Below are 21,799 nucleotides of genomic sequence, written 5' to 3' on the forward strand. Positions count from 1 at the left end.
GAAAGTCCCCTCACCCGTCGCTGCGCGCCGACCTCTCCCCGGAGGGGCGAGGTGAGGAAGGCGAATGAGTCCATTGATGCAGCGGAAATGGCGCCTTACTCCGCCGCAGCTTTCTCCGCAGCAGCCGGTGTGCTGGCCAGTGCCATCAGGTCCAGCCCGATCAGCGCGAAAATCAGCCGCTCGATCAGCGACTGCATGGCCTCGAAGCCATCGTTCTTGGTCAGTGTCGCCTCGTTCATATAGAGATGGCGGCTGATTTCGATCTGCAGTGCGTGCACGCCATGCTGGGGGCGGCCATAGGTGCGGGTGGCAAAGCCCCCGGCATAGGGCCGGTTGCGCGCCACCTTGAGGCCGGCGCCGGCGAACATGGTTTCCACCAGGTCGACCAGAGCGGGGGCGCAGGTGGTGCCATAACGATCACCCAGCACCACGTCGGGTGCGGCCCGGTCGCCGCTGCGGGCAATGCGCGGCATGGAGTGGCAATCGATCAACAGCGCCACGCCGAAGGCCGAAATAGCGTCGCTGAGCAGGCCCTGCAGCGCGGTGTGATAGGGGTGATAAATTCCCTCGATGCGGGTGCGGGCATCGTCCAGCGTCAGCCGGTCGCGATAGATGGGTTTGTTTTCGGCCACGATGCGCGCCAGCGTGCCGAGCCCGGCAGCAACGCGCGGCGAGGTGGTGTTGAAGCGATCCGACAGCGGCTCGACGAACATGGTGGGATCGAGTTCCCAGGGTTCGCGGTTCACATCCAGATAGGCGCGGGGGAAATGTGCGCGCAGCATGGGAGCGCCCAAATGGGGCGCGCGGCCGAACAGTTCATCCACGAAGGCATCTTCGGACTGGCGGATCGACAGGTGATCGAGCCGCGTCATGGCGAGGAAACGTTCGGGATAGACCCGGCCGGAATGGCCCGAATTGAACACGACCGGCGCCACGAGCCGGCGGGGCCGGATGGTTTCGAATGCCGGCTGATCCCAATAGTCGGACCGCACGCTGCCTCCCAGTATTTTTGCTTTGCGATCAGGGCGAAGCATTATTGATAAACCAGCATGGCGTGCGTCGCGGCCATTGTCCAGTTTATCGCAAAAAATCGTCATGAAATGGTCTTGTGGTTGCCCTTCCGTAAAACTGGCTTAAACATCCACCTCTATGGTGCGACTCAGGGCGCTGGAAGACAGCGCATTGTGTTGCGCGCAGGTCGCGACGGCTGGAGACATGATGAAGCGAATTTTGCTCGCCGAAGACGATAACGACATGCGCCAGTTTCTGACGCGTGCGCTCAAGAACGCGGGCTATGAAGTCGTGTCCTTCGATAACGGGCTTTCGGCGTATGAGCGCCTGCGCGAGGAGCCCTTCGCGCTGCTGCTCAGCGATATCGTGATGCCCGAAATGGACGGAATCGAATTGGCGCGCCGCGCCACCGAACTCGATCCGGACCTCAAGGTGATGTTCATCACCGGCTTTGCGGCCGTGGCCCTCAATCCCGATAGCGACGCCCCCAAGGATGCTTCGGTGCTCAGCAAGCCTTTCCATCTCAAGGATCTCGTCAACGAGGTCGAGCGGCTCCTGGCCGCCTGATTTTCCACATCGATTTCTTTGTTGCACAAACCCGGCGCAGGCTCTTGACCCCATCTGGGGTTTTATGGTCTATCCGCGCCACTGGAGCGGCTTAGCCGATCCTTCCCGGAGAGATGGGCGTATAGCTCAGCGGGAGAGCACCTCGTTGACATCGAGGGGGTCACAAGTTCGATCCTTGTTACGCCCACCATCTCTCTAGACTTTTCGCCTCTGGCGACGGGAGTATAGCTCAGCGGGAGAGCATTCGCTTCACACGCGAAGGGTCACAAGTTCAATCCTTGTTACTCCCACCATTTGCCTTCCACTCCGGTGAAGGCGGCCTGCAAATATCAAATTGCTGCGCTTCCGGTGCTCACGTGCTCATGCACGTTGCGCTCCGGTTCTCGCAATCCGGCATTTTCGCCTCGCCTTGACCGGCTGGAAGGCAAATGGTGGCCGATTGGATCATTTGCTCGTCAGGAATCACCCTCGGGCGTAACCCGAGGGCGCAGTTAGTCGTCGCTAGCCTTATGCCGCGGCAGCTGTTTTGTGGACGCGGGGGCCTTCGATGATGCCGAAGCTGGTATTGCCGTCGATGAAATCGTCGAACAGCACGGTGGTGCGGTCGGGGGTGCCGATGACGACGGCCATCTGGCCGGGACCGTCGATGCGGCGGATGGCGGCTTCGGGTTCGTCGACGACGAAGCTGACCGAATAATGCCCACCGGCCAGGGTGGTGAAGGGCAGGCCGCGCCAGGTTGCCGTCGAGGTGATGTGGACGTGGCCGGCGATCACCTGGCGGATATCCGGATGGGTCTTGAGCGCGCCGATGAAGGCGTCGGGTTCGAGCAGGCGGATATCGTCGGAGCGGATATGGAGCGCATTGGCATTGTGGTGCAGCACCACGATCACCGGGCGGTCCAGCGCTTCGGCGAGGCGGGCATGCAGCCAGTCGATCTGGTCGTCCTCGAGCACGCCATCGACGCGGCCGGGCTCGGACGAATCAAGCATGATGATGCGGTAGCCCTTGATGTCGATGACCTTGTCGACCTTGCCGGTTTCGGCATCGGCGAAATCGGCGCCGAAGACGTCGAGGAAGGCGGGGCGGCGGTCGTGATTGCCCAAGGTGATGTGGACCGGGATCGGCATGCGCGCGATGATGGTCTTGAGATACTCATAGGCGGCCGGTTGGCCCATATCCGCGAGGTCCCCCGCCAGGATGCAGAAATCGGCATCGCCATAGCGCTCGATCACCGCATCGATCGCCTGTTCGAGCCGGGCGCCGGTATCGAGGGTCATCGACAGTTCGCCCTGTGGCATCAGGTGCAGGTCACTCATCACCACGAATTTCAAAGTCATGTTCGCCTCTTGGATTTGCTCGTGGCCTCCTAGCGGCTGCAGATGACTTGGCCGTGACAGGGCCGAAAGAGCGGACTACTCACCGCGGCTTGATCGATTGCGGGGCTCGAAATCGGGGGCGTTCGCGCCTATATCTGGGCCATGTTCAAATTCTGGAAAAATCGGGAGACGCCCATGGATGCCCATACCTATCCGGTGACACGCACGGATGCCGAATGGAAGGCCAAGCTGACGCCCGAGCAATATGCGGTCATGCGCGAGCATGGCACCGAACGTCCCGGCTCCTGCGCACTGCTGCATGAGCACCGCGCCGGATCGTTCTCCTGCGCCGGTTGCGATCAGGAACTGTTCAAGGCCGACCTGAAGTTCGAAAGCGGCACCGGCTGGCCCAGCTTCAACGACCCGGTTCCCGGTTCGGTGGAAAACACGGTGGATCGCAGCCATGGCATGACGCGCACCGAATGCCACTGCTCACGCTGCGGCTCGCATCTGGGGCATGTGTTCCCCGACGGCCCACCGCCGACGGGCCTGCGCTATTGCATCAATGGCGTGGCACTGAATTTCATTCCGGCGTAACGCCGCTCGCTTCCAATCACTCAGCACCCTCGGGCTTCGCCCGGGGGTGTTTGTTTGTGCGCACAGGGTGCGTTTGGACGCCGGCCTAACTCCTCCCTTGACGGGGGAGGCGGGGTGGGGGTGTTCGGAGCCACGATGTCGATCGGGGCCAAACATCCCCCCACCCTTGATCCCTCCCCGCAAAGGGGGAGGCAGACGACTGCAAAATCTAAGTCCCTCTAGGCTTCGCCCTTGCGGTGGGGGCGGCCTTGGCGGGGTCGTCGGGCCAGGGGTGGCGCGGGTAGCGGCCCTTGAGGTCCTTGGCGACGTCCACCCAGGAGCCACTCCAGAACCCGACGAGGTCGCGCGTGGTCTGGATGGGCCGATGGGCCGGCGATAGCAGCACCAGCAGCAGGCGAATGCGGCCATTGGCAATGGTGGGGTGGCGGGTCAGCCCGAACAGTTCCTGCACCCGGATTTCGATCGCCGGCCCACCTTCGGCCGAATAGTCGATGGGCACGGCGTTGCCGGTGGGGGCAGTGAAATGGCTGGGCAGCAAAGCCTCGATGTCCTGGCGGCGTTGATAGGGTAGCAGCAGGTCAAGCGCGGTGCGCAACTGCTCGCCGGTGATGTCGCTCAGTTTGGTCAGGCCGAACAGGGCCGGCGCCAGCCATTCGGCCACGCTGGGCGCGAGAGCCTCGGCGCTCAAATCTGGCCAATCATCGCCCAGCGTGCCGCGCAGGAAATTGGCGCGGGCTCGCCAGGCCTTCTGGTCGCGGCTCCAGGGCAGAATATCGAGCCCGCGGCGCGCGGCGGCGTCCGCCAACAGACGCGCCGCAGCCTCGGGATCTTCAACGGCAACCGGCTCATCGGCCAGGCGCAGCGCGCCGAGGCGGCGGGTTTTTCGCGCGCGGACGCTGGCGGACGGCTCGTCGAAGGCCAGCACGGTTTCGTCGATGATGTGGGAGGCGAAAAGACGCTCGAGATCGGCCCGCTCGATCGCAGCGGCGGCGCGAATCTTGCCGCTCGCGGCCGCACCCGTAATATCGGTGACCACAAGAAACGGCGCGGCGGCCAGCGCATCGGTGCTGTCGAGGCTCGCCTGCCGCCCATTGGCGAGCCGAAAGCGCCCTCGTGCCCCCGCCGCCTGCGCAACACGGTCGGGATAAGCGCGGGCGAGGTGATGACCGACATCGAGATTGCCCCCTTTGCCACCACCCGCCAGACCCGCCCAGCGCCGCGCCAGAGCGCGAGCATCATTGCCGCGCGGACTGCGGTCGGTGCGAAAGCGGGCAAGGCGTGTGGCGAGGTCGGTACTATCACCGCCCAGTCCCCGCTCGCCGATCAGCACGGCGAGGTCGGTCGCGGTCTGTGCATCATCCTCGGCGGCCGCGGCGACGATCATGTGAGCCAGACGCGGATGCAACGGCAAACGAGCCAGCGCTTTTCCGGCTGCTGTGAGACGGCCTTGCGCATCGAGTGCGTCGAGGCTCTGCAGCAAGGCGACGGCCTCGCTCCAGGCGGGGCGCGGCGGTGGGTCCAAGAAATCCAGCATGCTGGAATCCGTAATGCCCCACGCGGCCAGATCGAGGGCAAAACCGGAGAGGTCCGCGGCGAGGATTTCGGGGGTATCGAAGGGCTCCAACCCAGCCGTTTGTCCCTCATTCCACAGCCGGATACAAACCCCCGGCGCCGTCCGTCCAGCACGCCCCCGGCGCTGGTCGGCACTGGCGCGCGAGACGCGGCGGGTCTCCAGTGTGGTCAGGCCGGTGGCCGGCTCATAGGCCGGAATGCGGCGGAAGCCGGCATCGATTACGATGCGTATCCCGTTGATCGTCAACGACGTTTCGGCGATCGAGGTCGCCAGCACGATCTTGCGGCGGCCAGCCTCGGCGGGACGGATGGCGCGGTCCTGCTCGGCGGTGGTGAGTTGGCCGTACAGCGGCGCGATATCGGTATTGGCCGGCACTCGGGAGCCAAGCCGTTCTGCGACCCGGATAATTTCGCCCTGGCCGGGCAGGAAGACCAGCGCCGAACCCGCATGCTCGCGCAAGGCGGTGAGAACGGCGGCAGTAATCTGGTCCTCAATGCGCGCCAGCGGATCGGGCTCGACATAGACCGTCTCGACCGGAAAAGCCCGGCCCTCGCTGGTAATAACCGGGGCATCGGCCAGCAGTTTTGCCACGCGCGCACCGTCGATCGTCGCCGACATGACCAGGACACGCAGGTCCGGGCGCAGCGCGGCAGCGTCGAGGGTCAACGCCAGGCCAAGATCGCCATCGAGACTGCGCTCGTGGAACTCGTCGAACAGCACGGCGGCGACACCGCTCAGTTCGGGGTCGTCGAGCAGCATGCGCGTAAAAACGCCCTCGGTGACGACTTCGATGCGGGTGTTGCCGGAGATTTTGGCATCCATGCGGACGCGGTAGCCGACCGTTTGGCCAACCTCCTCGCCAAGCGTCTCCGCCATGCGGTGGGCGGCGGCGCGGGCGGCGAGGCGGCGCGGTTCGAGCATGATGATGCGGGCATCGCCACGCCAGGGCGCGTCCAGCAGCGCGAGGGGAACGCGCGTAGTCTTGCCGGCGCCGGGCGGGGCCACCAGCACGGCGTAGGGGCCTTGCGCCAGCGCGGCGAGCAGGGCCGGGAGAGCGTCATCGATGGGGAGGGGCGGAAGGAGCATGAGGCGGTTGTGGCCGATTGGGGGAAACGGGGCAAGCTTTGGGATCGAGTCCGCGGCGACATATCCCTTCCGGCTCGCTTTGTGGGGAGGGGTCAAGGGTGGGGGTTCTTGTCGGTCGCGGAGCAGTTAAGATACTGCCGAAACAAGGAACCACACTCATGTCAGGAACGACCCGTATCGGGAACGACCAGATCACTGTCGACATCGCCGCGCTGGGAGCGGAAATGCAGTCGATTACCACGACGGATGGGGCGCAGTGGTTGTGGAATGGCGATGCCAAATATTGGGGTGGGCGGTCGCCAATCCTGTTTCCGATGGTGGGGAAAGCGCCGAACGACACGATCAGCATTGAGGGCAAGAGCTATGCCATGGGCCAACACGGCTTTGCGCGGAGCAGCGAGTTTGAGTTGGTGGCGGCAGGCGCCATGTCATGCCGCTTTGAGCTGATGGCGACGGAGGCGAGCTGGCAGGTCTTTCCGTTCGATTTCCTGCTGGCCCTGTCCTACGAGATCGAGGGCAAGGCGATCACCATCACGGCCGAGGTGAGCAATCGTGACCACAAGCTGATGCCATTCGGCATCGGCTTTCACCCCGCCTTCGTGTGGCCACTGCCGGGCTCGCCGGCCGATACGCATGGCGTGAGCCTGGACAATGGGGCGGAGCCGGCGCTGATCCGGCTGGATCATGGGCTGGTGGTGCCCGAGGAACTGCCGTCGCCGTTCCAGGCGGGGATGCTGGTGCTGGAGCATGGTTTGTTCGAGGCGGACGCGATGCTGTTCCCCGAGGGGGCGGGCGCAGGGCTCAGTTATGGTTGCCCGGGCGGGCCCTCGATCAAGATCGACTGGACGAATTTGCCGAACCTGGCGCTGTGGAGCAAACCGGACGCGCCGTTCATCTGCATCGAGCCCTGGCACGGCACGGCAGCCGAAGTGGGCGGCTCCGACGATCTGGAAAAGCGGCCGTATAGCGAAGTACTGGGGCCGGGGGCGACGGCGCGGTTTGTGATGCGGATCGAGGTGAGGGTTTAGTCCCGATCTTCCTTCCCGCGGGCTTGACCCGCGGGCCACTATCAACATCGCACCAGCGGCAAGAGGCCCGCGGATCAAGTCCGCGGGAAGAACGGTGCGTGGGGCGGCATAGTGCCCGGGCCATGGCGACTCATTCCGCCGCAGGTCGTTCTTCGACCATGGCGTCCGGCCCAGAAGGATCGCCGGGGCCCGTTTCGCAGCCCAAATCGGGAAACGCGACGACGCGGTTGTTGCGGAAATCCAGGCGGACCACCAAAAGTCCGCGTTCTTCGAAATAGGTGAGGAGGCGGCGCGCGCGGGTGGCGGAGTGGGTGCCGTAGAGGCGGGCCAGCGTGGCGTCGGAGGGGCAAGGCGCGGCGGTGACGGCGGCTTGCGCCAGGACAAGGAAGACGCCCTGAATGTCATCGGCGAGGGTTTCAGACAGCGCGAGGGCCTGTTGCCAGGCGGTGCTGTCGGCCGTGGCGCGGTCGAGGCCGACGCGCGCTACGGCGAGTTTGCGCTTGAAGGCGGGCAAAGCCGGCGCTTCGCCGGGGACGCGACGAATGCGGCAGCGGACCAGAAAGTCCTGATAGAGCACGGCGACGCTGCGGAAACTGGCGTCGGGATCGCCCAGCAGTTCGACCATGATGGCGTCGATCTGGGCCTCGCGCTCGGCTTCGTCGATTTCGGGGAACAGCGACCGCGGGGGCGCCTCGATTTCGGGCTTGGGGCGCGCGAGCTGGGCAAGGATATCGGCAGTCGGCGTCGGGGCCGGCGCCTGTGGCCGGCGGATCGGGGTGCGGGCCTCTTCTGGCGTCGCGGTAAAAATCAGGTCGTGGGCGTCGGCGCTGGCCTCGGGCAGCGGGGTCAATTTTGGGCTGGTGGAGCGGGCCGAGGTTTCCACATCGCCGATGGTGACGGGGAGCGGCCGGCGGCTGAGCGCGGGGCCCAGCGCAATGAAATGGCCGCGCGCGAGGTCGCGGAACTGTTCGGCCTGGCGCTTTTCCATGCCCAGCAGATCGGCGGCGCGGGCCATGTCGATATCGAGAAAAGTGCGGCCCATCAAAAAATTACTGGCTTCGGCGGCGACGTTTTTCGCCAGCTTGGCGAGGCGCTGGGTGGCGATGACGCCAGCGAGGCCGCGCTTGCGGCCACGGCACATCAGGTTGGTCATGGCGCCGAGCGACAGCTTTCGCGCTTCGTCGGAAACCTCGCCCGCAACCGAGGGGGCGAAGAGTTGGGCCTCATCGACGACGACCAAGACCGGATACCAGTAATCGCGGTCGGCATCGAACATGCCGCCGAGGAAGGCGGCGGCTGCGCGCATCTGCTGCTCGACATCGAGGCCTTCGAGATTGAGCACGACCGAGACACGGTGCTGACGGATGCGGCCCGCAATGCGGGTCAGTTCGTTTTCGGTACGGGCGGCATCGACAACGACGTGACCGAACTTGTCGGCCAGAGTGACGAAATCGCCCTCGGGATCGATGATGCATTGCTGCACCCAGGGCGCGCTCTGTTCGAGCAGGCGGCGCAACAGATGGGATTTGCCCGAGCCGGAATTGCCCTGGACCAGGAGACGCGTGGCCAGCAGCTCTTCGAGATCGAGCATGGCGTGGGCACTGCCGGTCGTTGCTCCCATGTCGATGGCTACGTTCATTCGGTCTCCGGATCGGGCTGCAACATCCCAGTCGATCGGGAGGCACGGCAAGCTCATCGCGCCATGTTACACGCAGCGACGCCGATTCGGGACAGCAGAGCACGCCCAGAACACAGATGTTACGAGCTGTTGCCGCGACGACCCGGTGCTGGGCGCACCGGGTCGTGCTGTGTCAGAGGCGAACCAGGGTGCGCACGTCCACCGGCAGGCCGGTGGCGAAAGACTGGTTGGCGGCAATGCCGGTCAGGATGGACAGCGCGCCGTCGCGGTGATTGGCGCCGTAGCCGGGCCGGGGCGTCGCATTGCCGAAGATCTCCTCCAGCATGATCTTGTCGCCGCCGCCATGGCCGCCTTCGCCGGCGACAATGGGGACCTGGCGGGATTCGCCATGCAGGGGGAAGTGGTAGAGGTGGACGCCCTTGGCTGCGCCTTCCGCGTCAGACGAGCCGCCGGCATTGATGTAGCTGGTCTCGTGCACGGTAAGCTCCACGCGACCGCCGGTGCCGTTGATGGCGACGTTAAAGCCTTCCCAGGGCGCGTAGGCATAAAGCGAGTAGGTCATCACCGCCCTGTTGCGATAGCGGACCATGACGTTCATGGTGTCTTCGATGGAAATGCCATCGCCGAACACGTTCTGGTCGCGGAGATAACCGTCTTCCTTCTCGGCATCCCAATAGAGACCTTTCTGGGCCGGGTTGTCGGTCAGGTCGATGGCGAAGCGGTCATCCTTGGCGGCCTCGACACCGGTGGTGCGGGTATAGGGCGTGAAGACGCCGCGTTCCTCGGCATTGGCGCGTCCGTAGAACTTCAGGTCGCCCATGGCGAACACGGTGTCAGGCTGCGAACCGAGCCAGAAATTGACCAGGTCGAAATGGTGGGTCGACTTGTGCACCATCAGGCCGCCGCTATTGCGCTTGTCGCGGTGCCAGCGGCGGAAGTAATCGGCGCCATGGCGGGTATCGAGCAGCCACTCGAAATGCACCGAGGTCGGGGTGCCGATGGCGCCGGAGGCAACGAGTTCGCGCAGTGCCGAATTGTGGGGCGCGTAGCGGTAATTGAAGGTGACGCGCACCTGCTTGCCGGTGCGCTCGACTGTGTCGAGGATGGCCTGGCACTTTTCCGGGTCCGTAGTCATCGGCTTTTCGGTGATCACGTCGCAGCCGGCTTCGAGCGCGGCGATGATGTATTTGTGGTGCGTGCGGTCGATCGAGGTGACGATGATGGTGTCGGGCTTGTTTTCCGCGATCATCCTGGCGAAATCGGCGGCCTTATAGGTTGGGACGGCCTTGCCGGACAGTTCCTGCTCGATCACCCGGTTGGTATAATCCACGCGGACCTGGTTGGTATCGCAGAGCGCGACGAGCCGGGAGTGCTCGCGGTGCGGTCCGAAAATCGCCTCATAAAACATACGGGCACGGCCGCCGGTCCCAACAAGCGCGTAGGTCTTTGCCATTCGAATTCTCCCGCATCGACATAATCGTGCGCCATGGATGGCGCTTCGCACGCATCTACCATACAAGATTGAGGAAGCACTAGTTGTTTTGCTCGCCTGCGCGGTATTGATCTCGGCGAACGAGGCTGTGGGTAATGATGCATCGAGCAGTGACGGGCGCCGGTGTATGCGCACATGGTCGGTGAGGGGAATCAGGCAATGACGGTTGGCGAACTCGAAGCGAGCGAAGAAACCATGGCGCTGCGCGTGGTGGGAGCCCTGCGCGACGAAATCGTCACCATGGCGCTCAAGCCGGGCGACGTGATTTCGGAAAGCGATATCGCCGGGCGCTACGGGGTGTCGCGGCAGCCGGTGCGCGAGGCGTTCATCCGGCTGGCGCAGCAGGGCCTGCTGCTGATCCGGCCAAAGCGGGCCACTATCGTCAAGAAAATTTCGCCCGATGGGGTGCGGCAGAGCCGGTTTATTCGCGAATCGATCGAGGTTGAGATCATCCGTCGGGTCGCGGCGCGGCCGGGTGACGCCGAGGCGGTGCTGGCCGACCTGATCGCGGGGCAAGAGACGGCCTCGGCGGCGGACGATAATCTGGGGTTTCACACGCTGGACGAGCTGTTCCACCGCACGCTGGCGCGGCTGGCGGGCGTGGAATATGCGTGGCAGTTAATCGACGACCACAAGATGCAGCTCGACCGGGTACGGTTTTTGACGCTGGGCGTGTCATCGAGCCAGCGCGCCATCGCCGAGCACAAGGAGATCGCGGCGGCGGTGGCGGCGGGGGATTCAGCGGGCGCAGAAGCGGCGATGCGCGCCCACCTGGCGCGGGCCGAGGTGCTGTTGAGCCAGACGATTGCCGACCATCCGGATTATTTTGAACCGGTGCATTGATCGCCCTTAAGCCCTAGACATCACATCACTACTGGCCGCTGAGCTTGCAGCTAAATCGTCCTTTCCCCCCTTGAGGGGAAAGCCGGGGTGGGGGTAACTGCGGTTGAACACAGACTGGAGCCCCATCTATGAAACAGCGCATCCTTGGCAAAACCGGCTATTCGGTCTCCGAAATTGGTCTTGGCACCTGGCAATTGGGTGGAGACTTCGGGCCGGTCGATGACGCCGTGGCTGCGGCCATTCTGGATGCCGCCAATGCCCAGGGCGTCAATTTCTGGGATACCGCCGACGTCTATGGCGGCGGGCTGAGCGAGAGCCGGATCGGCGCGCATGCCAAGGGTTTTGGCACGCATGTGGCGACAAAGGTGGGCCGGTCGGGGACGATGTTCCCGGACAAGTTCAGCAAGGGTGGCGTGCGCGAGAGCCTGCTCGGCTCGGCCAAGCGGCTTGGCGTGGAGACGCTCGATCTGGCGCAATTGCATTGCGTGCCCACCGAAGTGCTGCGCGACGGCCAGATTTTTGGCTGGATGGACGAGTTCAAGGCCGAGGGGCTGATGCGCCATTATGGCGCCAGCGTCGAGACGGTCGAGGAAGGGCTGATCTGCCTGCAGCATGAGGGCGTCGCGACGCTGCAGATCATCTTCAATATCTTGCGCCAGGACGCCGCCAAGGACCTGCTGCCGCAGGCGGCAGCGCAGAATGTGGGCATCATCGTGCGGCTGCCGCTGGCGAGCGGATTGCTGACCGGCAAATATGCCAAGGACACGCGGTTCGATGCCAGCGACCACCGCAATTACAATGCCGACGGCGCGGCATTTTCGGTGGGCGAAACCTTCTCGGGCATTCCGTTCGAGCGCGGCGTGGAACTGGTGCAGGAACTGAAAGGGCTGGCGCCCGAGAATGTGCCGCTGGCGCAGGTGGCGCTGCGCTGGGTGCTGGATCATCCCCAGGTGAGCACGGTCATCGCCGGGGTGAGCAAGCCCGAGCAGCTGGCGGACAATGTCGCGGCGAGCGAGCGGGGAAGCCTGTTCCCGGCGCTGATGCGGCAGATGGCGGAGTGGTATGAGCGGGAAGTGAAGCCGGCGATCCGGGGCGGGGTCTAGTCAGCGGAGCGCTTTGCGCCAGACGCGAACCTTACGCCTTCGTCATCGTTGCCCCCTAGCGCATCCTCTTGCGCCTCCCTACCTTGTGCGCAACGCATTCCAAGAAAAGACCTTCCCATGTCCACTCATGATGCCTTCGAACTCGTTCGTGACGAGCATATTGCCGAGGTCAATTCGCAGGCGAAACTGTATCGTCACAAGAAGACCGGGGCGGAGGTGCTGAGCCTCGTCAATGACGACGAGAACAAGGTGTTCGGCATCACCTTCAAGACGCCGCCCGAGGATTCGACGGGGATTGCGCATATCCTGGAGCATTCGGTGCTGTGCGGAAGCCGGAAATATCCGGTCAAAAAGCCGTTCGTGGAACTGATCAAGGGGAGCCTCAATACCTTCCTCAACGCCATGACGTTTCCGGACAAGACCGCCTATCCGGTGGCCAGCCAGAACCTGCAGGACTTCTACAGCTTGGTGGACGTGTATCTTGACGCGGTGTTTTTCCCGCTGATTTCCGAGGATACTTTCCGCCAGGAAGGCTGGCATTACGAGCTGGAAGATACGGCAGCGCCGCTGGTCTACAAGGGCGTGGTGTTCAACGAAATGAAGGGGGTGTTCTCCTCCCCCGACAGTGTGATGCGCGATATTTCGCAGCGCTCGCTTTATCCGGACATCACCTATGGCAAGAGTTCGGGCGGTGATCCCAAGGCGATTCCCGACCTGAGCTACCAGCAGTTCAAGCGCTTCCACGAGAAGTTCTACCACCCCTCCAATGCGCGCGCGTTCTTTTCGGGCGATGATAATGCCGATGAGCGGCTGATCATTCTGGACGCGTATTTTTCGGAATTCGATCGCGCGCCGGTCGATGCCGAGGTGCAGTTGCAGCCGCGCTTCAACCAGCCGCGCAATATCGTCGCTACCTATGCGGGCACCAAGGAAGACGGCAAGGCGCGCGACGGCATGGTGTCGGTCAACTGGATGATCGACCCGCCTGCGGACAAGACCGAGACGCTGTCGAATGGCCTGCTGAGCTACATGCTGGCCGGCAATCCGGCGGCGCCGTTGCGCAAGTCGCTGACGGATTCGGGGCTGGGTGAGGGCATGACCGGAGGCGGTATCGGCTCGGGCCTGCGCCAGCCAATGGCAAGCTTCGGGATGAAGGGGATCGATGCGGCCGATGCCGGCAAGGTCGAGGCACTGATCCTGTCGAGCCTAGAGCAGATCGCCACTGATGGCATCGACAAGCAGACCGTGGAAGCGGCGCTCAACACCTTTGAATTCTCGCTGCGCGAGAACAATACCGGCTCCTACCCGCGCGGCATGTCGATGATGTTTTCGTCTCTGGGCACGTGGCTCCATGGCGGCGACCCGCTGGCGCCGCTGCATTTCGAAGAGGCGCTGACCGAGCTCAAGGAAAAAGCCGCCGACGGCCATTTCGAGCGCGAAATCCGTCGACTGTTCCTCGACAATATGCACCGGACCACGGTGACGCTGAGCGCCGACGACAAGCAGGGCGCGCGTGACGTGGCAGCCGAAGAGGCGCGGCTGGCCAAGGTACGCGAGCAGCTTGATGTCGAGGCCATCAAGGCGGTGATTGCCGATACCGAAAAGCTCAAGGCATTGCAGGAAGCGGTCGACGATCCGGCGCAATTGGCCAAGATCCCGACGCTGGGGCTGGCTGATCTGGAGCGGACAATCCGCACTGTGTCCATTGATATCGGCACGCTGGCGGGCACCAAGCTGTTCTATCACGACCTGCCGACGCTGGGGATTTTGTACCTCGACCTGGGGTTCGACCTGCATGTGCTGGACAAGGGCTTGCTGCCCTATCTGCCGCTTTTCGGGCGGGCGCTGATGCAGACCGGCACGAGCAAGGAAGACTTTGTATCGCTGACGCAGCGCATCGGGCGCTCGACTGGTGGTATTGCGCAACATCGGGGCCTTTCGGCGCGACAGAACGACAATGGCAGCGCGGCGTGGTTTTTCCTCTCGGGCAAGGCCGTGCCGGACAAAGTCGAGGAAATGCTCGCCATCATGGGCGATGTGCTGCTCGATGCGCGACTGGATAATCGCGAGCGCTTCAAGCAGATGGCGCTGGAGGAAAAAGCCGGGTTCGAAGCGCGGCTGGTGCCGGCGGGCAATTCGATCGTCGATACGCGGTTGAAATCGGGCCTGACGGAAGCGAGCTGGATTGCCGAGCAAATGGGGGGCATCAGCTACCTCAATTTCGTGCGCGACCTGGTCAAGCGTATCGATAGCGACTGGGGCAGCGTGCAGGCGGCGCTGGAGCGTATTCGCGATACGCTGTTCAACCGCGGACGGGCTGTGGTCAATGCCACGGCGGATGCGTCGATCTGGAGCCGGGCACAGGGCGAGGTCGCTTCGTTCCTCGATCGCCTGCCCAGCGGCAATCTGGCGCTGGCCGACTGGAGCGTGGACTTCAAGCCGCGTTCGGAAGGGCTGATCATTCCGGCGCAGGTCAATTACGTGGGCAAGGGGGCCAATCTCAAGGCACTCGGGTTCGACCTGACGGCGGCATCAAGCGTGGCGATCAAGTTCCTCAACACCACCTATTTGTGGGACAAGGTGCGGGTGCAGGGCGGCGCCTATGGGGGGTCGAGCCGGTTCGATCTGACGAGCGGCAATTTCTCGTTCCTCTCCTATCGCGATCCCAACCTGCTCAAGACGTTGGATGCCTATGACGGGGCCAGCAAGGCGCTCAATGCCGGGATTGGCGACAATGACCTGACGCGCTCGATCATCGGCGTGATCGGGGACATGGACGGCTATGAATTCCCCGATGCCAAGGGCTATTCCTCGATGTGGCGGCAATTGACCGGCACGACCGAGGCCCTGCGGCAGCAGCGGCGGGACGAGGTGCTGAACACCTCGGTTGCCGATTTCAAGGCGCTGGCCGAGGCGGTCGATGCCGTCCGGGACAAAGGCCATGTCGTGGTGCTGGGCGGCGAAGCTGCGATCACCGCGGCCAACGAGAAGCGTCCGGGACTGCTCGAGGTTACCAAGGTGTTGTAAGATGATCTGGGTAACGGCGTTGGTCTGGCTCGTGCTGGTCATCTAGGCCGGGCACCCGAAACGAACCGATACGAGCCGGCCGCGTTGTGTCTCCCACACAGGAGAAACGATCATGGTCACCAAGGCAATTTACGCCAGCATGAAAGCCAAGCCGGGCAAGGAAGCCGAAGTTGAGGCATTCCTGAAGGGGGCACTGCCGCTGGTGCAGGCCGAACCCGGCACCGTCACTTGGTACGCGCTCAAAGAAGGTGACGGCCGGTATTCGATCTTCGATACTTTCGAGGATGATGGCGGCCGGGATGCTCATCTCAACGGCAAGGTCGCGGCTGCGCTCATGGCCAAAGCGGACGAATTGTTCGCCGAGGCGCCCAGCATCAGCAAGATCGATATCCTGGCCGACAAATAGTCAGATCATCTCCAGCGAGGCCTTCCGTCGCGGTGGCGGGAAGGCCTTGTCGAGCTTGGCGATGTCGGTTTCGGTGAGCTCGATATCGAGTGCGCCGAGATTTTCGGACACGCGTTCGGCATTGCTGGTTTTGGGTATGGCAACGGCGCCGGGTTGGCGTAGCACCCAGGCCAAGGCGATCTGGGCCGGGGTAGCGGCGTGGTTGCGGGCAATTTCGGCCAGCGTAGGGTGATCGAGGAGCGCGCCCTGCTCGATGGGTGAATAGGCCATGATCGGCATGGAGCGGCGCTGGGCCTGCGGCAGCAGGTCGAATTCGATGCCACGGCGGGTGAGGTTGTAGAGCACTTGGTTGGCGGCGCAGCGCTTGGATAGGGCGTCGAGCTCGACCATGTCGGCGGGGTCAAAATTGGAAACGCCCCAGCGCAGAATTTTGCCCGCGGTGACGAGGTCGTCGAAGGCGCGGACGGTTTCGGACAGCGGCACCGAGCCGCGCCAATGCAGAAGATAGAGATCCAGTCGATCGGTGTTGAGCCGACGCAGGCTCGCCTCGCAGGCGGTGATGGCCTTGGCGCGCCCGGCATTGGAAGGCAACACCTTGCTGACCAGGAACGTGTCGTCGCGGCGGCCCGCAATGGCCTCGCCCAGCACGCGCTCGGCGCCACCGGAGCCGTACATTTCGGCGGTGTCGAACAGGGTCACGCCCTCATCGAGACCTGCCCGCAGGGCGGCGATTTCGGCGGGAATATCGGAACTGCGTTCGCCCATTTTCCAGGTGCCGAGGCCAAAGACCGGAATTAGCGTGCCATCGGGCAGGGGCGTGGTGGGAATTTCGCGCATGATCGGCTCACCTTGATTGTCGAGGGGGCAACCTGATGCGACTATGCCTCGTTCCATTGCGCAAGCGGGAAATGAAAATCGCCATGTTGCTGGACCGAAATCTGCATATCCGCGCCATCGACGCGTTCATCGATCCATCGACACCCAAGGCGCGCGCGATCGTGACGCATGGGCATGCCGATCATGCGCGTAGCGGGCATGGTGCGGTGCTGGCGACGCCAGACACGATCGCCATCATGAAGACGCGTTATGGGGAGGATTGCGCGGAAAGGTTCGAGCCGCTGGATTTCGGCGTGCCGCTGCAGGTCGATGAGGTGACGATCACCCTCTATCCAGCCGGGCACATTCTGGGCTCGGCGCAGGTGCTGGTGGAGCACAAGGGCGAGCGCGTCGTGGTGACCGGCGACTATAAAAGATTGCCGGACCGGACAGCGCAGACGTTCGAACTGGTCGAATGCGACCTGCTGGTGACCGAGGCGACGTTCGGGCTGCCGGTGTTCCAGCATCCGCATCCAAAAGTGGAGATTGGGCGCTTGCTGGCTTCGGTCACGGCCAATCCTGACCGGGCGCATCTGGTGGGGTGTTATGCGCTGGGCAAGGCGCAGCGGGTCATCGCGCTGCTGCGGGACGCCGGGTATGACGCGCCGATCTATCTGCATGGCGCGATGCTGCGGCTCTGTGCGCTCTATGAAGGGATGGGCGTGCCGCTCGGCGATTTGCGGCCAGCGCTGGATGTGCCCAAGGCGGCGTTTGCGGGGCAGATTGTGATCGCGCCGCCATCAGCCATTCGCGATCGCTGGAGCCGGCGGTTTCCCGATCCGGTGACGTGCCAGGCATCCGGGTGGATGAGCGTCAAGCAGCGGGCCAGGCAGGCGCTGGTAGAATTGCCGCTGGTGATTTCGGACCATTGCGATTGGGGCGAGTTGGGGCAGACAATTCGCGAGACCAGGGCGGAAACCGTGTGGGTGACGCATGGGCGCGAGGATGCGCTGGTCTATTGGTGCCAGCAGCAGGGCCTGAACGCCGAGCCGCTCAATATCCAGGGGTTCGAGGACGATGGCGGGGAGGGCGAGGAGTGAAGCGCTTTGCCCAATTGCTGGAACTGCTGGCGCTGACGCCGTCGCGCAATCGCAAGATCACGGCGTTGACCCAGTATTTTGCGGAGACACCGGACCCCGATCGCGGTTTTGCGCTGGCGGTTTTGACCGGGGCGCTGACGTTTCGCAATGTGAAACCAGCGCTGCTCAAGGATATCGTGCTGGCGGAGGTCGATCCGACGCTATTCGCGATGAGTTATGATTATGTGGGGGACCTCGGCGAGACCATTGCGCTGATCTGGCCGCATCACGGTGAGCAGAGCGACCTGCCGTCGCTGACCGACCTGATCGAGCTGTTCAATACGACCAGCAAGAGCGAATTGCCCAAGCTGATCGCCGCGCTGCTGACGCGGGCGGGGATCAATGAGCGGTGGGCGCTGGTGAAGCTGGCGACCGGGGCATTGCGGATCGGGCTCTCGGCGCGGCTGGCCAAGACGGCTTTGGCCGAGATGAGTGGCAAGGATTTGCAAGAAATCGAGGAGGTGTGGCACGGGCTGAAGTTGCCTTATCTCGATCTGTTCGCCTGGCTCGACGGAAAGGCCGAGCGGCCCGATATCGACCAGTCGGCGCGGTTTCATCCGCTGATGCTGTCCAATCCGATCGATGAAGAGAAGGACCTCGCCAAGCTCGATCCGAAGGATTTTTCGGCCGAGTGGAAGTGGGACGGCATTCGCGTGCAATTGGTGCTTGGCGGTGGCACGGTGTCGCTGTTTTCGCGGACCGGCGACGATATCGCGACGGCATTTCCCGATATCGTCGGGAATGTGCAGGGCATGGCTGTGCTGGATGGGGAATTGCTGGTCGGCAAGGATTTCGAGCCAGGCAGTTTCAATGACCTCCAGCAGCGGCTGAACAAAAAGGTGGCGAGCGCGAAGCACCTCAAGGACAGCCCGGCGTTTATCCGCGTCTATGACATGCTGTTCGATGGGCGCGAGGATGTGCGGCCGCTGGACTGGACGCAAAGGCGCGCGCGGCTGGAGGCCTGGATGGCGGCCAATCCGCAGACGCGGCTGGATTTGAGTGAAGTGCTGCCGTTCGGCGATTGGGACGATCTGGCGAAGTTGCGGCGTCAGGGCGCGGACGAGCATGGGCACGAGGGTGTCATGGTCAAGCTGCGGACCTCGCCCTATGTGCCGGGGCGGCCCAAGGGGTTCTGGTTCAAGTGGAAACGCGACCCGAACGTCGTGGATGCGGTGCTGATGTATGCGCAGCGCGGGCATGGCAAGCGCAGTTCGTTTTATTCGGACTACACGTTTGGCGTGTGGAAGGGCAATGAGATCGTGCCGATCGGCAAGGCGTATTTCGGGTTCACCGATGAGGAGTTGAAGCTCTTGGACAAGTGGGTGCGGGCCAATACGATCCAGAGTTTCGGGCCGGTGCGGGAAGTGAAAAAGGAACTGGTATTCGAGGTAGCGTTCGACTCGGCGCAGCAGAGCGCGCGGCACAAATCCGGGGTGGCGCTAAGGTTTCCGCGGATCAATCGGATACGGTGGGATAAGCCGGCGAGCGAGGCCGGCACGCTGGAGGATATGGCCGTGTTCGTGGCCGCCAGTTAGGAGGGGTTTCATGTCATCACGATCAAACCATCTTCGCCTTGTGGCGCTGGAAAAGCAGATGGCGCAAGCGGCGGAGGCGATGGACTTTGAATTGGCCACCCGGTTGCGCGACGAGATCGCCCATCTGCGTGGCGAAATGCCTGAAGTGCCGAAAGTGGATGACGAAGGTGGGTTCACCACCACGGTCAGCCAGCCGCCGCCGGGGGCCATGGGGCTGGGCACCAATGTGCCGGTGCGGCAGCCGCCCAAGGGCTGGGTCAAGCCGAAGAAGCCGGATTTCATGACAAAGGGGACGAAGCCAAGGGGCGGGCGCTAACCCGCCTTGGCCATCCGTTCGTCGGCCAGCTTCTTGATCTCGCGCAGTTCGGCGATGGTGGTTTGCAAATCCTCCAACTGGCCCTCAAGCGAGGTCAGTCGCTCTTGGACCATGCCAGCGAGGAGGTGGACCTGCTGGTTGCGGTCGGCGTCGTAGAGGCTGAGATAGTCGGAAATATCGCGCAGCGAGAAGCCGAGGCGTTTGCCGCGCAGGATCAGGATCAGCCGGGCGCGGTCGCGGCGGCGGAAGATGCGGGTGGCGCCGACGCGTTCGGGGGCGAGCAGGCCCTTTGCCTCGTAGAAGCGCAGCGCACGGGTCGAGATGCCGAATTCGCGCGCAAGGTCGGCAATGGCGAAAAGGTCGCGGTTTTCAGGCTCCAGGCGGTTCATGGCTTGGCCGCCTTCATGGCCTGGTATTCGGTGCGCAGCTCCTTCTTGGACAGCTTGCCGATCAGGGTTTTGGGCAGCGTGTCCTTGAAGATGAACTCGCGTGGCATTTCGATTTTGCTGATGGTCTTGGCGAGGAAGGTCTTGAGATCGGCCTCGGTGACGCTCTGGCCGGGCTTGAGCTTGACGAAGGCGATTGGCGCTTCGCCGCGATAGCTGTCGGGCACGCCGATGACGTTGGTTTCATCGACCGCCGGATGGGTCATCAGCGCTTCCTCGATGATGCGCGGATAAATCTTGAAGCCGGAGGAAATGATGAGGTCTTTTATGCGGTCGACGAGGAACACATAGCCTTCGTCGTCCATGTGGCCGACGTCGCCGGTGCGCAGCCAGCCATCCTGGAAGGCAGTTTTCGAGGCTTCCTCGTCCTTGTAATAGCCGGCCATGACCTGGGGGCCCTTGACCTGCAACTCGCCATTTTCACCGATGCCGACGACTTTTCCGGTGTCCGGATCGACGAAGCGGATATCGGTGCCCGGCAACGGCATGCCGATGGACATGGGCTTGGATGGGACGCGCAGGGCGGCGCAGCAGACCACCGGGGAGGCCTCGGTTAGCCCATAGCCTTCGGCCAGGAGGGCGCTTGATTTCTTGACGTATTCGGCGCGGATTTCGTCGGACAGTGCGGCGCCGCCGGAAATGGCAACCTCGATGCTCCTGAGGCTGTCGCTGGTGGCGCTATCGGCGCGGGCGATGGCGGTGAGCAGCGTGGGCACTGCGGGCAAGATATTGGCGCGGGTGCGCACCAGCAGCGCCAGCAGGTCCTTGAGATCGAAGCGCGGCAGCATGACGATCTGGGTGCCATTGCACAGCGGCACGTTCATGCAGACCGTCATGGCGAAGATATGGAAAAACGGCAGGACGGCGACGACCTTGGAGGGCGGATAAAAAATGCCGCCGCCCCATTTGTCGATCTGGCTCATATTGGCCGCGATATTGGCGTGGGTCAGCAGGGCCCCGCGCGGAACGCCGGTGGTGCCGCCGGTATATTGCTGGACGGCGATGTCCTTGGTGGCGTCGATGACCACGGCGTCGGGGGTTTCGTGGCGCGAGATCATCTCGTCGAAATAGGTGATGCTGCGGGCAATGCGCGACCTGCTGGGGCGGGACAGGTCCTTGCGCTTGGCCACGGAGTAGAGGACCTTCTTGACCAGTGGCAGGGCATCGGGAAAGTGGCATACCACCACCGACTTGACATGGCCCTGCTCGACCAGGGCCTCGGCCTTTTCGAAGATCATCTTGAGATCGAGGGTAATCAGCACCTCCGCATCGGCGTTTTCGGCGATGTGGCTGAGTTCCTTGATGGTGTAGAGCGGATTGCAATTGACCACGATGCCGCCGGCCCGCAGCACGCCGTAATAGGCGATGGGATAGAACGGCGTGTTGGGCAGCATCAGCATGACACGGCTGCCCTTGGTCACGCCGAACTGGTGTTGCAGGGCGCCGGCGAAAGCGATGATCTTGCGGGCCAGGTCGCCGAAGCTGGTGATACCGCCGAGGAAGTCCATGGCGGGGGCGAAGGGGTCCTTGGCGCAGGCGGCCAGCACCTGTTCGTGCACAGGACGGGTATCGATCGATACGTCCCAGCGAATGCCGTCAGGATAGCTGCCGATCCATGGCCGCATGGGTGCCGGCACGGACGTGTCGATTGCGGTATCCATCAGATATCCTCCAGGGGCGCTGCCGGCGTCCGCTTGGTGCGGATCGAATTGAGCGAACTATCCCACGGCTTTACGTTAGCGTCAAACAGATGCCCGAACTTCTGGACGGACATTCTTCGATGACGACGTTATGGATCGTTGGTTGACGTAAACGTCAATTAGAATAAACTGTCGGTCAATCGTTAAGAGACATCGCG

Annotated in this window: 18 protein-coding genes and 2 tRNA genes; 12 read left to right on the forward strand and 8 right to left on the reverse strand. The window is 63.3% G+C overall.

Annotated features, from left to right (window positions below):
* Positions 1–95: 95 nt before the first annotated feature.
* On the reverse strand, positions 96–992 hold the full coding sequence (locus ABIB57_RS19515; protein WP_354042914.1) for an N-formylglutamate amidohydrolase: 897 nt from the start codon (positions 990–992) through the stop codon (positions 96–98).
* Between the two features lie 226 nt (positions 993–1,218).
* On the opposite strand from ABIB57_RS19515, the gene cpdR reads away from it, so the two are divergent.
* The 3 genes from cpdR to ABIB57_RS19530 all read left to right on the forward strand — a co-directional run bounded on the left by cpdR (position 1,219) and on the right by ABIB57_RS19530 (position 1,871).
* Entirely contained in the window at positions 1,219–1,578 is a 360-nt protein-coding gene (cpdR, locus tag ABIB57_RS19520; RefSeq protein WP_284393747.1) for a cell cycle two-component system response regulator CpdR, read from the forward strand.
* Between the two features lie 115 nt (positions 1,579–1,693).
* Positions 1,694–1,768 (forward strand) — tRNA-Val (locus ABIB57_RS19525).
* Between the two features lie 28 nt (positions 1,769–1,796).
* Positions 1,797–1,871 (forward strand) — tRNA-Val (locus ABIB57_RS19530).
* 214 nt (positions 1,872–2,085) lie between these two features.
* Here the strand turns inward: ABIB57_RS19530 and ABIB57_RS19535 are convergent.
* Complete coding sequence (locus tag ABIB57_RS19535) at positions 2,086–2,916, reverse strand: metallophosphoesterase (RefSeq protein WP_354042915.1); 831 nt, start codon at positions 2,914–2,916, stop codon at positions 2,086–2,088.
* Positions 2,917–3,090: 174 nt separating this feature from the next.
* Here ABIB57_RS19535 and msrB point away from each other — a divergent pair, with 174 nt between their 5' ends.
* Complete coding sequence (gene msrB / locus ABIB57_RS19540) at positions 3,091–3,492, forward strand: peptide-methionine (R)-S-oxide reductase MsrB (protein WP_354042917.1); 402 nt, start codon at positions 3,091–3,093, stop codon at positions 3,490–3,492.
* A 208-nt stretch (positions 3,493–3,700) separates the two neighbouring features.
* Here msrB and hrpB read toward each other — a convergent pair whose 3' ends face one another.
* Positions 3,701–6,151, reverse strand: a complete 2,451-nt coding sequence (gene hrpB / locus ABIB57_RS19545) for an ATP-dependent helicase HrpB (RefSeq protein ID WP_354042918.1) — start codon at positions 6,149–6,151, stop codon at positions 3,701–3,703.
* Between the two features lie 158 nt (positions 6,152–6,309).
* Between hrpB and ABIB57_RS19550 the strand changes: the two genes are divergently transcribed.
* Positions 6,310–7,179 (forward strand): aldose 1-epimerase family protein, encoded by an 870-nt coding sequence (locus ABIB57_RS19550; protein WP_354042919.1) that lies wholly within the window; start codon positions 6,310–6,312, stop codon positions 7,177–7,179.
* 130 nt (positions 7,180–7,309) lie between these two features.
* Here the strand turns inward: ABIB57_RS19550 and ABIB57_RS19555 are convergent, their stop codons facing one another.
* Complete coding sequence (locus ABIB57_RS19555; protein WP_354042921.1) at positions 7,310–8,818, reverse strand: helicase HerA domain-containing protein; 1,509 nt, start codon at positions 8,816–8,818, stop codon at positions 7,310–7,312.
* 172 nt (positions 8,819–8,990) lie between these two features.
* Positions 8,991–10,271: a Gfo/Idh/MocA family protein gene (locus ABIB57_RS19560; RefSeq protein ID WP_354042922.1), complete on the reverse strand. Its 1,281-nt coding sequence runs from the start codon at positions 10,269–10,271 to the stop codon at positions 8,991–8,993.
* A gap of 198 nt (positions 10,272–10,469) precedes the next feature.
* On the opposite strand from ABIB57_RS19560, the gene ABIB57_RS19565 reads away from it, so the two are divergent.
* The 4 genes from ABIB57_RS19565 to ABIB57_RS19580 all read left to right on the forward strand — a co-directional run bounded on the left by ABIB57_RS19565 (position 10,470) and on the right by ABIB57_RS19580 (position 15,689).
* Positions 10,470–11,153 carry a GntR family transcriptional regulator gene (locus ABIB57_RS19565; RefSeq protein ID WP_354042924.1) on the forward strand — a complete coding sequence of 228 codons (684 nt, stop codon included), beginning with the start codon at positions 10,470–10,472 and terminating at the stop codon, positions 11,151–11,153.
* A 128-nt stretch (positions 11,154–11,281) separates the two neighbouring features.
* A complete protein-coding gene (locus tag ABIB57_RS19570) occupies positions 11,282–12,256 on the forward strand; it encodes an aldo/keto reductase (RefSeq protein WP_354042925.1) in 975 nt (324 codons plus the stop codon).
* 117 nt (positions 12,257–12,373) lie between these two features.
* A complete protein-coding gene (locus ABIB57_RS19575) occupies positions 12,374–15,283 on the forward strand; it encodes an insulinase family protein (protein ID WP_354042926.1) in 2,910 nt (969 codons plus the stop codon).
* 112 nt (positions 15,284–15,395) lie between these two features.
* Entirely contained in the window at positions 15,396–15,689 is a 294-nt protein-coding gene (locus ABIB57_RS19580) for a putative quinol monooxygenase (RefSeq protein ID WP_354042928.1), read from the forward strand.
* On the opposite strand, the gene ABIB57_RS19585 is transcribed toward ABIB57_RS19580, so the two are convergent.
* Positions 15,690–16,526 (reverse strand): aldo/keto reductase, encoded by an 837-nt coding sequence (locus ABIB57_RS19585; protein ID WP_354042929.1) that lies wholly within the window; start codon positions 16,524–16,526, stop codon positions 15,690–15,692. It lies immediately after the preceding gene.
* A gap of 83 nt (positions 16,527–16,609) precedes the next feature.
* Between ABIB57_RS19585 and ABIB57_RS19590 the strand changes: the two genes are divergently transcribed.
* From ABIB57_RS19590 to ABIB57_RS19600, 3 genes are read left to right on the forward strand one after another with little or no spacing between them, the layout of a single operon-like run.
* Positions 16,610–17,605, forward strand: coding sequence for a ligase-associated DNA damage response exonuclease (locus ABIB57_RS19590; protein ID WP_354042930.1), 996 nt, complete (start codon positions 16,610–16,612; stop codon positions 17,603–17,605).
* Positions 17,602–19,179: a cisplatin damage response ATP-dependent DNA ligase gene (locus tag ABIB57_RS19595; protein WP_354042931.1), complete on the forward strand. Its 1,578-nt coding sequence runs from the start codon at positions 17,602–17,604 to the stop codon at positions 19,177–19,179. Before ABIB57_RS19590 ends, ABIB57_RS19595 begins: the two co-directional genes overlap by 4 nt.
* 10 nt (positions 19,180–19,189) lie before the next feature.
* Positions 19,190–19,495: a UvrB/UvrC motif-containing protein gene (locus ABIB57_RS19600; protein WP_354042933.1), complete on the forward strand. Its 306-nt coding sequence runs from the start codon at positions 19,190–19,192 to the stop codon at positions 19,493–19,495.
* Here ABIB57_RS19600 and ABIB57_RS19605 read toward each other — a convergent pair.
* Both ABIB57_RS19605 and ABIB57_RS19610 read right to left on the reverse strand, forming a co-directional pair.
* Positions 19,492–19,884, reverse strand: coding sequence for a MerR family DNA-binding protein (locus tag ABIB57_RS19605; RefSeq protein WP_299745732.1), 393 nt, complete (start codon positions 19,882–19,884; stop codon positions 19,492–19,494). The two genes, ABIB57_RS19600 and ABIB57_RS19605, sit on opposite strands and share 4 nt — an antisense overlap.
* On the reverse strand, positions 19,881–21,602 hold the full coding sequence (locus tag ABIB57_RS19610; RefSeq protein WP_354042934.1) for a long-chain-fatty-acid--CoA ligase: 1,722 nt from the start codon (positions 21,600–21,602) through the stop codon (positions 19,881–19,883). The genes ABIB57_RS19605 and ABIB57_RS19610 overlap by 4 nt, the downstream gene beginning before the upstream one ends.
* Positions 21,603–21,799 lie beyond the last annotated feature (197 nt).

It is taken from the genome of Devosia sp. UYZn731, from assembly GCF_040546795.1.
Taxonomy (GTDB): domain Bacteria; phylum Pseudomonadota; class Alphaproteobacteria; order Rhizobiales; family Devosiaceae; genus Devosia.

What these genes read in the sequence shown, in the direction of transcription:
- cpdR (WP_284393747.1), top strand. Translation starts at nt 1,219, where the DNA reads ATGAAGCGAATTTTGCTCGCCGAAGACGATAACGACATGCGCCAGTTT.
- ABIB57_RS19535 (WP_354042915.1), bottom strand. Translation starts at nt 2,916, where the DNA reads ATGACTTTGAAATTCGTGGTGATGAGTGACCTGCACCTGATGCCACAG.
- msrB (WP_354042917.1), top strand. Translation starts at nt 3,091, where the DNA reads ATGGATGCCCATACCTATCCGGTGACACGCACGGATGCCGAATGGAAG.
- hrpB (WP_354042918.1), bottom strand. Translation starts at nt 6,151, where the DNA reads ATGCTCCTTCCGCCCCTCCCCATCGATGACGCTCTCCCGGCCCTGCTC.
- ABIB57_RS19550 (WP_354042919.1), top strand. Translation starts at nt 6,310, where the DNA reads ATGTCAGGAACGACCCGTATCGGGAACGACCAGATCACTGTCGACATC.
- ABIB57_RS19555 (WP_354042921.1), bottom strand. Translation starts at nt 8,818, where the DNA reads ATGAACGTAGCCATCGACATGGGAGCAACGACCGGCAGTGCCCACGCC.
- ABIB57_RS19560 (WP_354042922.1), bottom strand. Translation starts at nt 10,271, where the DNA reads ATGGCAAAGACCTACGCGCTTGTTGGGACCGGCGGCCGTGCCCGTATG.
- ABIB57_RS19565 (WP_354042924.1), top strand. Translation starts at nt 10,470, where the DNA reads ATGACGGTTGGCGAACTCGAAGCGAGCGAAGAAACCATGGCGCTGCGC.
- ABIB57_RS19570 (WP_354042925.1), top strand. Translation starts at nt 11,282, where the DNA reads ATGAAACAGCGCATCCTTGGCAAAACCGGCTATTCGGTCTCCGAAATT.
- ABIB57_RS19575 (WP_354042926.1), top strand. Translation starts at nt 12,374, where the DNA reads ATGTCCACTCATGATGCCTTCGAACTCGTTCGTGACGAGCATATTGCC.
- ABIB57_RS19580 (WP_354042928.1), top strand. Translation starts at nt 15,396, where the DNA reads ATGGTCACCAAGGCAATTTACGCCAGCATGAAAGCCAAGCCGGGCAAG.
- ABIB57_RS19585 (WP_354042929.1), bottom strand. Translation starts at nt 16,526, where the DNA reads ATGCGCGAAATTCCCACCACGCCCCTGCCCGATGGCACGCTAATTCCG.
- ABIB57_RS19590 (WP_354042930.1), top strand. Translation starts at nt 16,610, where the DNA reads ATGTTGCTGGACCGAAATCTGCATATCCGCGCCATCGACGCGTTCATC.
- ABIB57_RS19600 (WP_354042933.1), top strand. Translation starts at nt 19,190, where the DNA reads ATGTCATCACGATCAAACCATCTTCGCCTTGTGGCGCTGGAAAAGCAG.
- ABIB57_RS19605 (WP_299745732.1), bottom strand. Translation starts at nt 19,884, where the DNA reads ATGAACCGCCTGGAGCCTGAAAACCGCGACCTTTTCGCCATTGCCGAC.
- ABIB57_RS19610 (WP_354042934.1), bottom strand. Translation starts at nt 21,602, where the DNA reads ATGGATACCGCAATCGACACGTCCGTGCCGGCACCCATGCGGCCATGG.